Source organism: Cryobacterium sp. MDB1-18-1 (assembly GCF_004402735.1).
GTDB classification, from domain to species: domain Bacteria; phylum Actinomycetota; class Actinomycetes; order Actinomycetales; family Microbacteriaceae; genus Cryobacterium; species Cryobacterium glucosi.
Window position 1 is genome coordinate 1 of record NZ_SOFR01000060.1, and the last position, 9,964, is coordinate 9,964.

Sequence of the window (9,964 nt, forward strand, 5' to 3'; positions counted from 1 at the left end):
CCAGATCTTCAGGTCTTCCGAGCCGGTCTGGTTCATCACGTCGATGCAGTCGAAGTGGTGATCGATCGCCATCTGGCGCACCTTCGGGTCGATGTGGGTCAGGCTGCCGAACTTGTAGGCGTCATCCTGGAACGTGTTCGAGTTGACCGTGCCGAGCGCGAGGCCCTTCTCCGCGGCGAACTCGCGCAGACCGGTGTAGTCGTCGACCTTGTCCCACGGGATGTGCAGGGCCACCTTCGGCGAAAGGCCGGTGACCTGGTGCACCTGCGCGGCGTCGGAGATCTTCTCCTGGATGGTGCGCGGGGTGCCGGGCGTGCCGAACACCTTGAACCGCGTGCCGGAGTTGCCGAACGCCCAGGACGGCAGTTCGATGACCTGCCCCTCGAGCTGGGCCAGGGTGTCGGGGCTGATGCTCACGTTGTGCTTCTTTCGGTCGGGGCAGCGGATGCGGCGGCGAGGGAGTCGAGTTGGTCTTCCAGATTGAAGATCTCGGTCAGTTGGAGGAAACCGGTGTCTGGGGCACCGTCGAGGGCGACGAAGAAGTCGCCCATCTCGGCCTGCCAGCGAGCGTTGACCTCGGTTGCGGCCATGCCCGCCTGGGCGGCGGCGAGGCTCGCGGTCTCGAAGTAGCCGATCAGCAGCCCGTCGTCGCGCAGGAAAATGGAGTAGTTGTTCCAGCCCGTGCTCTTGAGGGCCAGCAGCATGTCGGGCCAGACTGCGGCGTGGCGGCGACGGTATTCGGGGATCAGCTCCGGCTTGACCTGGAGCTGGAAGCACACGCGGTGCTGGGTATCGCTGCTCGACATTGAGGTTCCTTGCTGGTTCGGATTCCGAAAATGAATCGATTCAAGCTTGCCGTGCGGAGCGCATTCCCGCAAGGCCGCGGGACGGATGCAACCGGCATCCGCCCCGCAGCCGACTCGCGCGGGCACTGCGATAGTGCGGGTGATACGGGGTTGTGCGGGTGGAACGACCTAGAAGTTGAAGTCCGCGATGTTCTCCTTGGTGAATGTGAACGGCTCGCCGAGGAGCACGGTGGCATCCTTGCCGACGGTGAATTCGCCGAGGGCGCCTGCGGTGAACTTGTCGCCTTCCTTGCCGGTGATGGTGCCGTCGATCAGGGCCTTGGCGCCGTAGGCGGCGAGGTAGCCGAGGTCGGCCGGGTTCCAGAGCGCGAATGCCGTGACCGTGCCGTCGTTGACGTAGTCACGCATCTGGTTCGGCGTGCCGAGACCGGTGAGCGCGACCTTGCCCTTGTACTGCGAGGTCTGCAGGTAGCGGGCCGCCGCTGCGATGCCGACCGTTGTGGGCGAGATGATGCCCTTCAGGTTCGGGTGCGACTGGAGCAGGGCCGCCGTCTTGTCGAAGGAGGTCTGGTCATCGTCGTTGCCGTAGACGGTGTCGACGAGCGTGACGTTCGGGTGGTTCGCGGCGAGTTCCTTCTTCATCGTCTCGATCCAGGCGTTCTGGTTGGTCGCGTTGGCCGAGGCGGAGAGGATGGCGACCTCGCCGGTGTCGCCGATCTGCTTGGTGATCAGGTCGACCTCGATCTTGGCGATGCCGTCGGCCGTGGCCTGGTTGATGTACAGGTCGCGGTACTGCGGGTCGGTGTCCGAGTCGAAGGTGACGACCTTGGTGCCGGCCGCTCGGGCCTCGTTGAGGGCGCTGCCGATCGCCGTGGGGTCGTCGGCGGAGATGATGATCGCGCCGACTCCCTGCTGGGTGAGCGTGTTGATGAAGCTGACCTGGGCATCGGCCGCGGCGGTCGCCGGGCCGACCTCGGCGTAGGTTCCGCCGAATTCGGTGATCGCCTTGGATCCGCCCTTGTCGGAGGTGTCGAAGTAGGCATTGCCGAGGTTCTTCGGCAGGAACGTGATCGCGTAGTTCTTGTCGCCGGAGCCGGACGCAGCTGCACCGGTGGAGGTGTCGGTCGAGGCCGAACTGGAGCATCCGGTGGCGAGGAGGGCGATGGCTGCGACGCCGGCGACGAGCGCGACAGCGCGGGCGCCGTGGCGCCGGGTGGTGGTGGAAGGAGACATCGTTGTGCCTTTCAGGTGGGGTGAAGCGGATGTTGGTGGTCGGGCGAGGGAACGGAGCGGTTACTGCTTCTGTTTCTCTGGCGTGGCACGACGGAAACGCAGGCTGCGGAACCACGACAGAAATCGGGGGGAGAGCACGGACAGGATCAGAAGGGCGCCGGTGATGATGTTGATGACGTCCGAGCTGACATTGGCGAGGCGGAGCGCGCTCTGCAGCACGCCGATCAGGAGCACGCCGGCGATGACGCCGTGGATGGCGCCCTTGCCGCCGAAAATGGACACTCCACCCAGGAGGACCGCGGCGATGACCGACAGCTCGAGTCCCATCGCATTGTCACCGCGAGCGCTGCCGTAGCGGAAGGTCCAGTAGATTCCGGCGAGCGCGGCGATCAGCCCCGTGAGCATGAAGGCGACGACCTTGGTCCGGTTGACGTGCACTCCGGAGAAGTGCGCGGTCTCCGTGCTGAAGCCGATCGCCACGATTCCGCGGCCGAAGGGGGTGAAGTGCAGGAGAGCGACGAAGACCACGATCAACGCGACGACCAGCACCATGGCGACGGGGATGCCGGTGCTGCCGAACTTCGACTGGGCGAGGCCGGTCCAGAACGCCGGGAAGCTCGTGACGGCGGTCGTCCCGAGCAGGCCGACGGCGATGCCGCGATAGAGGGCGAGCGTGCCGATGGTGACCGCGAGCGAGGGCAGGCCGACCACGGTGACCAGGAGCCCATTGATCAGGCCCGCGACGAGGCCCATCACCAGGCAGGCGACGATGGCGACCGGGACCGGCCAGCCGGCCTGGGTCAGGATACCGAGCAGGACGCTGCTCAGGCCGAGCGTGCTTGCGACGGAGAGGTCGATCTCGCCCATCATGATCACGAGGGTCATCGGCAGGGCGATCATCAGGATCGGCGCGACGTCGAGGAGCAGGAAGCCGAGCGTCGTGGTGGTGCCGAAGCGGCGCACCTCGAGCGAGGCGATCACGATCACGAGGATGAGGGCGACGATGACCGCCATCTCGCGGGTGAGGAGCAGGCGCATCCAGAAGGGTCGACCGTACTCGGCGTAGACGCGCGTGCCGGTCCGGCTGTCGGCCGGGGCGGAGATGGTCATGCGGAGACCTCCCGTTCTGAAATGAGTTGGCGGGAGAGTCGGAGCGAGAGGACCCGGTCGAGCACGATAGCGCCGATGATGAGGGTGCCCACGACCGCCTGCTGCCAGAAGTCGGGGATGCCCAGGATGGGCAGGGCACGGTTGATGGTGAGCAGCAGGACCGCACCGATGGCCGCGCCGTAGACGGTGCCGCTGCCGCCGAAGATCGCGACGCCGCCGATCACGGCAGCGCCGACGGCCTGCAGCTCGAGTCCGGTGCCCGTCTGCGAGTTGGTCGTTCCGTAACGGGCAGCGAAGAGCACGCCGGCGAGCCCGGCGAGGGCGCCGCAGAGCAGGAAGGCGACGAGGATGCGACGGGTGACGCCGAGTCCGTACAGCTGCGCGGCATCGGGATCCGAACCGATCGCGTAGAGCTCCCGACCGCCTCGCTGGTTGCGCAGGTACCAGCCTGCGACGAGCACCACGATCAGCGCGATGATCGTGAGGTACGGCACGAAGAGCAGCGCACTCGTACCGAGGGCGAGGAAGTCCTTGGGCAGGTCGGACGCGTTCACCCGGTTGCTGCCGGCCCAGAGCACGTTGATGCCCCGGTAGGCATACAGGGTTCCGAGCGTGATCACGAGGGCCGGCACCTTGCCGAACGCGACGAGCGCGCCGTTGAGCAGGCCGAGCGCAGCACCGAGCGCCATGCCTGCGGCGAAGACGACGATGATCGGGATGCCGGGCACGTCGATGAAAAGGCGCCCGGTCAGGTAGGCCGTCAGTCCGACGACAGAGCCGACCGAGAGGTCGACCGATCGGGTGATGATCACGATCGCCTGGCCGACGGCCACGAGCACGAGGATCGACGGGGTGAGGAGCAGGTCCCGGAATCCGTCCTGGCTGAAGAGGAAACTCGGGTTCTTGATCGTGGTGATGAGCACAACGATCACGAGGGCGGCGAGGATGCCGGTCTCGCGGGAACGCAGGAAGGTGCGCAGACCGCGCTGGAACGCTCCTCCGCCCGCTCCGGTGGGCGTCTGGGTGCTGGTTGTCGTGGTCACTGGATGGACTCCGTTGAGTGGGTGGCAGCGAACATGATGGACTCGGCCGTGGCATCCGCCCGGGAGATCTCCGCGGTGATGCGGCCTTCGCGGACGACGAGCACGCGGTCGGCCATACCCAGGATTTCCGGCAGTTCCGAGGAGATCATCACGATCCCGAGGCCCTCACCCGCGAGCTGCGAGAGCAGGCGATGCACCTCGGCCTTGGTTCCGACGTCGATCCCGCGGGTGGGTTCGTCGATGATGAGCACCTCGGGGTTCGTCGACAGCCACTTACCGAGCACGACCTTCTGCTGGTTTCCGCCGGAGAGCGTGCCGACCTCGGTGTCGAGGGCGTTCGTCTTGACCTCGAGGCGGCCGGCCCAGTCCTTGGCGGCCCGGTTCTCGAGACTCGAGTCGATGAACCCGAAGCGACTGAGCCGGGTACGGGTCGAGAGGGTCAGGTTGCGGGCGACGGATGACTCGAGCACGAGGCCCTGCTTCCGGCGGTCCTCGGGCACGAGGGCCATTCCGGCAGCCATGGCCGCGGTCGGGTTGAGCTTCGGAACGGACTTCCCGTGCATCCGCACGGCTCCGGAGTCGTAGCGGTCGACGCCGAAAACGGCACGGACGATCTCGCTGCGACCGGCGCCGACGAGGCCCGAGAGCCCGACGATTTCGCCGGACCGCACCGTGAAGGACACATCGTGGAAGACACCGGCGGAGGTCAGCCCCTCGACTTCGAGCAGCACGTCGCCGACAGGGGCGACCTCCTTCGGGAACAGGTCGGTGACCTCGCGGCCGACCATCCTGCGCACGATCTCGTCGACGCTCGTGGACTGGATCGCATCGGTCGAGATGTATTGCCCGTCGCGCATGACCGTGATGGTGTCGCAGAGGGCGAAGACTTCGTCGAAGCGGTGCGAAATGAAGACCAGGGCGCGGCCCTCGTCACGCAGGCTGCGGGCGACGGCGAAGAGCCGGTCGACCTCGACGCCGCTGAGGGCTGCGGTGGGTTCGTCCATGATCAGCACCCGGGCGTCCACCGAAATGGCCTTGGCGATCTCGATGATCTGCTGGTCGGCGATCGACAGCCCCTCGGCCGGGCGGTCGGGGTCGATGCGCACCGCGAGGCGGGTGAACAGTTCCTCGGCCTCAGCGCGCATGGCCTTGCGGTCGATCCGGCCGAAGCGCTGGGTCGGCTGGCGACCCATGAAGATGTTCTCCGTGACCGAGAGGTCGGGGAAGAGGGTGGGCTCCTGGTAGATGACCGCGATGCCGGCCGCCTTGGCCTCTGCCGTCGAGCGGAAGTCGACGCTTTCGCCGCGGAGCAGGAAGTCCCCCGCGTCGCGCTGGTAGAGTCCGGCGACGATCTTGACGAGGGTCGACTTGCCCGCGCCGTTCTCGCCCACGAGGGCGTGGATGGAGTTCATGTGCACGGTGAGGTCGGCGGACGTCAGCGCGACGACCGATCCGAAGGCCTTGGCCACTCCACGCAGTTCGAGGGCCGGCGGGCCGGAATTACTGGGGCTGATCGACATTGATAGGTCCTGACCTCCACATTGAGGAACGCTGGGGAAACGCGCGAGCGGGCGTTGAATCGTTTTAATTCTGCGAACACAGGGAAATCTATTTCGATGCCACCGCAGCTGTCAAGTAACAACTGCGTAACGACGAGCTATTCTCGGAGCATGGTGGCGGCGGGCGGAACAAACCCCGACCCGCCGCGAAATACACCGCGCGGATGCCGGTGGCTGGATATCCGCGCCCCGATCTGACACGATTCATCGTGGCCCCGTGCGGCCCGATCTGGAGAAGACCCGATGTCCGTAAGCGTGCGTGAGGTGGCCGCGACTGCCGGCGTGTCCGTCGGCACGGTGTCGAATGTGCTCAATCGCCCGGACAAGGTTTCCCCGAGCACCGTCGAACGCGTCCAGGCGGCGATCAGCCAGCTCGGTTTCGTGCGCAACGACGCAGCCCGCCAATTGCGTGCCGGTCGCAGCCGGAGCATCGGCCTCGTCGTCCTCGACGTCGCCAACCCCTTTTTCACGGATGTCGCGCGCGGCGCCGAAGACCGCGCAGCCGAGGACGGCCTCACGGTGCTCCTGGGCAACAGCGACGAGAACCCGGGGCGCCAGAGCGCCTATCTCGACCTCTTCGAGGAACAGAGGGTGCACGGCGTGCTCATCTCACCCCTCGGGGACGTCGGCGACCGCCTCTCGCGGCTCCGCGCCCGCGGCACACCGACCGTGCTCGTGGACCGCGAGATCGCCGACCGGAGCTTCTCGTCCGTCGCCGTCGATGACGTGGCCGGCGGATACCTCGCCGTGAGCCACCTCGCCGCCATCGGACGGACCCGGATCGCCTTCGTCGGCGGGCCCCACAGCATCCGCCAGGTCGTCGACCGGCTCGAGGGCGCCCGCAAGGCCGTCGCCGAGCACCCGGGGGTCGTCCTCGAGACGATCGACACGGACTCGCTCTCGGTGCTGCAGGGGCGGTTCGTCGGTGAACAGCTCCTCGCCCGGCCGGCGGGCGAACGCCCGGACGCCGTCTTCGCGGCCAACGACCTGCTCGCGATGGGCGTGCTCCAGGCACTGAATATGCTCGGCGACGTACGCGTCCCCCGCGACATCGCCCTGATCGGATACGACGACATCGCCTTCGCGTCCGCTGCCGTTGTACCGCTTTCGTCGATCCGCCAGCCGAGCGCCCTGATCGGGTACACGGCCGTCGACCTGCTGATGCGCGAGGCGGAGGGCGGCGAGGACTTCGAGCACGAGCAGATCCAGTTCCAGCCCGAGCTCATCGTCCGCGAGTCGACCGCCGGCTAGGCGAGACATCCGCCTGCCCGCACCCGCTTCGCGCCCGCCCGCGCGCCCCGCGTCCGCGCCGGTTTCCGCTGCCCGCGCCCCGTGACGACGGAAACCGCGCCGGTTTGCGCAGGTCGCGCCCGCTCTTTCGGGCGCGACCTGCGCAAACGGGCGCGGCGGCGAAGACCGGGGCGCTGGATCCGGCTAGAAGTGCATGTTCATCGCGACCGGTTCCCCGACGACGGATGCTTCGACGACTGACTCCTCGGCGAGGACGTCTTCCGGGTAGCGTTCGGCTTCGATCTGCTGGAGGCTCTTACCCTGGGTGTGCGGCGCCCAGACGGCTCCGACCACGAGCGAGACGGCGAGGAAGCCGATCAGGATGAGGCCGAGCCAGGACAGCCCGATCGAGGTCAGCAGGATCGGGAAGACCATGCTGAGCAGGCCGACCATGATCCGGGCGACGAAGAACAGGATGCCCTGCGCGCTCGCCCGGTACTCGGTCGCGAAGAGCTCGCTGGCCCAGAGGCCGTAGAAGGCCTGGGCGCCGATGCCGGCCGCGACGCCCCAGAGCACGGCGAAGGAGAGCAGCGCCGGCATGGTCGGTTCGGCGAAGACGAGCACGGCCCAGGCAGCGATGCCCAGAAGCGAACCGACGATGTAGAGGATGCGGCGGTTGAACCTGTCCGCGAGGCGCATGAAGCCGAAGTAGGTCGTGGCCACCGTGAGACCCCAGACGAGCGCCTGGAGCAGGTACTGCTCCGTGGCGCTCTCGACGCCCGCGGCGGCGTAGACCCGCGGCATGAAGATTCCGGCCTGTCCTGCGACTATATTCCAGAACGAGTACACGCCGATCAGGAAGAAGATCGCGGTGATGTTCGCCTTCTTGCTGAAGAGCGCCTTGACGCCGTGGAAGACGTTGGTGGATGTCGCCTTCGCGTTGGATTCCTTCCAGATGGCCGTCTCCGGCAGTCCCTGCCGCATGTACCAGGTGATGAAGGCCACGACGAAGAGCTCGGCGAAGATGAGCCGGCTGCCGAGGAGGCCGAGGGGCTCGACCGCGACGGCGAGGAGGAAACCGATCAGCGGGCCGCAGGACCAGGCGAGCTGGGCGGCACCGACGTGCTTGGCGCGCTGCCCAGCCGGCGCCTGCTCGGAGAGGTAGGTCCACGAGGCCGGAACACCGGCCCCGACGGCGATACCGGTGATGATGAAGGCGAGCAGCAGCATCCCGTAGCTCATCGCGAACACGGCGAGGGCGACGCCGATCATATAGACGATGAGGTCGTAGGTATAAATGAACTTGCGACCGTACTTGTCGCACAACGGGCCGCCGATGAGCGCACCCGCCGCCGCACCGAACGCGTTCGCGCTCAGGGCCGCGAGCAATCCGACCGCGAAGTCGTCGATCCCGAACTCCTTCTGCCAGAGCGACAGGCTGGTTGCGATCGCGATGATCGATCCCGCTTCGATGTAATTAGACATCGCCACCGAGATGGTGGCTTTCATTCCGGTTGTGCTTTTGTTTCCAATTCGGACCACGAATGGTCCTCCTTTGCTCTCGTCATTGATGCAGAGGCTCGTGGCCTCGGCTTCGAGGACGCGATGCGGTGGCGCCGGTGGCGCCGCACCGTTCATTGAATGAAACGATTCAATGAGGTGTCCCAGCAGACTACGTCACAATCGTGTGCCTGCCTAACCATTTCGGGTGCGCCGTGACCGGGGGCGACGATCCGGGGGGAACCGGGGAGTTGACGCGCTGTGGTTTCCGGAGTTATAGTCGAGATAGTTGAAACGATTCAATTACCACGAAGACGAGGACATCCCATGAGCTTTGCCAGTCGCGAACTCCGCGAAGAAATCCTGTACTGGTGCAAGGAGTCGGTGCGTACCGGACTCAACTTCAACACCCAGGGCAACATCTCGATTCGCCTGCCCGAGCATGACGCGATCGTCATTACGCCCTCCGGCATCCGCTACGACGTGCTGACGGTCGACGAGATGGTCGTCGTCGGCTATGACGGCGTCGTCATCGAGGGGGACCTGTTCCCGTCGACCGAGACGGATGTCCACCTCGCCCATTACCGCCGCCGCCCCGACATCAACGCGATCGTGCACACCGAGTCGCCGTACGCGAACATGTTCGGCGCCGTCGGCAAGACCATCGACCCCGTGCTGCTGAACATGGTGCTCTACGCCAAGGGCGCCGTGCGCATCATGCCGTTCGAGTTCTCCACCAACAAGGATTTCGGCGAGCTCAGCGCCGCGCTCATGGGCGACGACACGAACGCCGTCGTCTGGGGCAACCACGGCATGATCTCGGTCGGTGAAGACGTCGCCGGCGCATTCAAGGTCGCCGTCGCGGTCGAGGCCAACGCGCAGGTGCTCTACGGGGCCCTGCAGCTCGGCACCCCGAACATCCTCGAGCTCGAGAAGATCGTCATCCCCGAGGGTGCGCGCCTGCCCTAAGCGGCATTCGGCACCCGATGTGCGGCGGCCCCGAGCGGGCCGCCGCCGCGCTCAACCTCAGCAGTATCCACAGACATACCCACAGAGAAGTGACCCCATGACGGTATCCGCAGAAACCCTTCGCCTCCTGGAAAGCCAGGCCATCGAGCTCCCGTCGTGGGCGTTCGGCAACTCGGGCACCCGCTTCAAGGTCTTCTCGACCCCCGGCACGCCGCGCACCCCCCAGGAGAAGATCGCCGATGCCGCAACGGTCAACAAGTTCACCGCGCTTTCCCCGAGCGTCGCGATCCACATTCCGTGGGACAAGGTCGACGACTATGCGGCGCTCGGAAAGTACGCCGAAGACCTCGGCGTCACGCTCGGCACGGTCAACTCGAACACGTTCCAGGATGACGCCTACAAGTTCGGCAGCCTCACCCACATCGACCCGAAGGTGCGCCAGATGGCGATCGATCACCACTTCGACTGCATCGACGTGATGAACCAGACCGGCTCGGAAGACCTGAAGATCTGG

Annotated in this window: 8 protein-coding genes and 2 pseudogenes; 3 read left to right on the forward strand and 7 right to left on the reverse strand. The window is 66.3% G+C overall.

Annotated elements, in window-relative coordinates; translation table 11 throughout:
- The 6 genes and pseudogenes from E3O50_RS14935 to E3O50_RS14960 all read right to left on the reverse strand — a co-directional run.
- A pseudogene (locus E3O50_RS14935) lies at window positions 1–417 on the reverse strand (rhamnose isomerase); the annotation flags it as partial.
- The gene (locus E3O50_RS14940) at window positions 414–806 is read right to left on the reverse strand and encodes an L-rhamnose mutarotase (protein ID WP_134559349.1); all 393 of its coding nucleotides are present in this window, start codon (window positions 804–806) and stop codon (window positions 414–416) included. The pseudogene E3O50_RS14935 and the gene E3O50_RS14940, both read right to left, overlap by 4 nt.
- A gap of 168 nt (window positions 807–974) precedes the next feature.
- On the reverse strand, window positions 975–2,039 hold the full coding sequence (gene rhaS / locus E3O50_RS14945; protein WP_134446401.1) for a rhamnose ABC transporter substrate-binding protein: 1,065 nt from the start codon (window positions 2,037–2,039) through the stop codon (window positions 975–977).
- 60 nt (window positions 2,040–2,099) lie between these two features.
- Window positions 2,100–3,149 (reverse strand): ABC transporter permease, encoded by a 1,050-nt coding sequence (locus E3O50_RS14950; RefSeq protein ID WP_134559351.1) that lies wholly within the window; start codon window positions 3,147–3,149, stop codon window positions 2,100–2,102.
- Complete coding sequence (locus tag E3O50_RS14955) at window positions 3,146–4,129, reverse strand: ABC transporter permease (protein WP_134446407.1); 984 nt, start codon at window positions 4,127–4,129, stop codon at window positions 3,146–3,148. Before E3O50_RS14955 ends, E3O50_RS14950 begins: the two co-directional genes overlap by 4 nt.
- Before the next feature lie 59 nt (window positions 4,130–4,188).
- Window positions 4,189–5,712, reverse strand: coding sequence for a sugar ABC transporter ATP-binding protein (locus E3O50_RS14960; RefSeq protein WP_134446403.1), 1,524 nt, complete (start codon window positions 5,710–5,712; stop codon window positions 4,189–4,191).
- A 282-nt stretch (window positions 5,713–5,994) separates the two neighbouring features.
- On the opposite strand from E3O50_RS14960, the gene E3O50_RS14965 reads away from it, so the two are divergent.
- The gene (locus tag E3O50_RS14965) at window positions 5,995–7,002 is read left to right on the forward strand and encodes a LacI family DNA-binding transcriptional regulator (protein WP_134559353.1); all 1,008 of its coding nucleotides are present in this window, start codon (window positions 5,995–5,997) and stop codon (window positions 7,000–7,002) included.
- A 183-nt stretch (window positions 7,003–7,185) separates the two neighbouring features.
- On the opposite strand, the gene E3O50_RS14970 is transcribed toward E3O50_RS14965, so the two are convergent.
- A complete protein-coding gene (locus E3O50_RS14970; RefSeq protein WP_198413640.1) occupies window positions 7,186–8,490 on the reverse strand; it encodes an MFS transporter in 1,305 nt (434 codons plus the stop codon).
- 318 nt (window positions 8,491–8,808) lie between these two features.
- Between E3O50_RS14970 and E3O50_RS14975 the strand changes: the two genes are divergently transcribed.
- Complete coding sequence (locus E3O50_RS14975) at window positions 8,809–9,450, forward strand: class II aldolase/adducin family protein (protein ID WP_134446406.1); 642 nt, start codon at window positions 8,809–8,811, stop codon at window positions 9,448–9,450.
- A gap of 97 nt (window positions 9,451–9,547) precedes the next feature.
- A pseudogene (locus E3O50_RS14980) lies at window positions 9,548–9,964 on the forward strand (rhamnose isomerase); the annotation flags it as partial.

Coding starts and splice junctions, on each gene's coding strand:
- E3O50_RS14950 (WP_134559351.1), bottom strand. CDS start 3,149: ATGACCATCTCCGCCCCGGCCGACAGCCGGACCGGCACGCGCGTCTAC.
- E3O50_RS14965 (WP_134559353.1), top strand. CDS start 5,995: ATGTCCGTAAGCGTGCGTGAGGTGGCCGCGACTGCCGGCGTGTCCGTC.
- E3O50_RS14960 (WP_134446403.1), bottom strand. CDS start 5,712: ATGTCGATCAGCCCCAGTAATTCCGGCCCGCCGGCCCTCGAACTGCGT.
- E3O50_RS14970 (WP_198413640.1), bottom strand. CDS start 8,490: ATGAAAGCCACCATCTCGGTGGCGATGTCTAATTACATCGAAGCGGGA.
- E3O50_RS14940 (WP_134559349.1), bottom strand. CDS start 806: ATGTCGAGCAGCGATACCCAGCACCGCGTGTGCTTCCAGCTCCAGGTC.
- E3O50_RS14975 (WP_134446406.1), top strand. CDS start 8,809: ATGAGCTTTGCCAGTCGCGAACTCCGCGAAGAAATCCTGTACTGGTGC.
- rhaS (WP_134446401.1), bottom strand. CDS start 2,039: ATGTCTCCTTCCACCACCACCCGGCGCCACGGCGCCCGCGCTGTCGCG.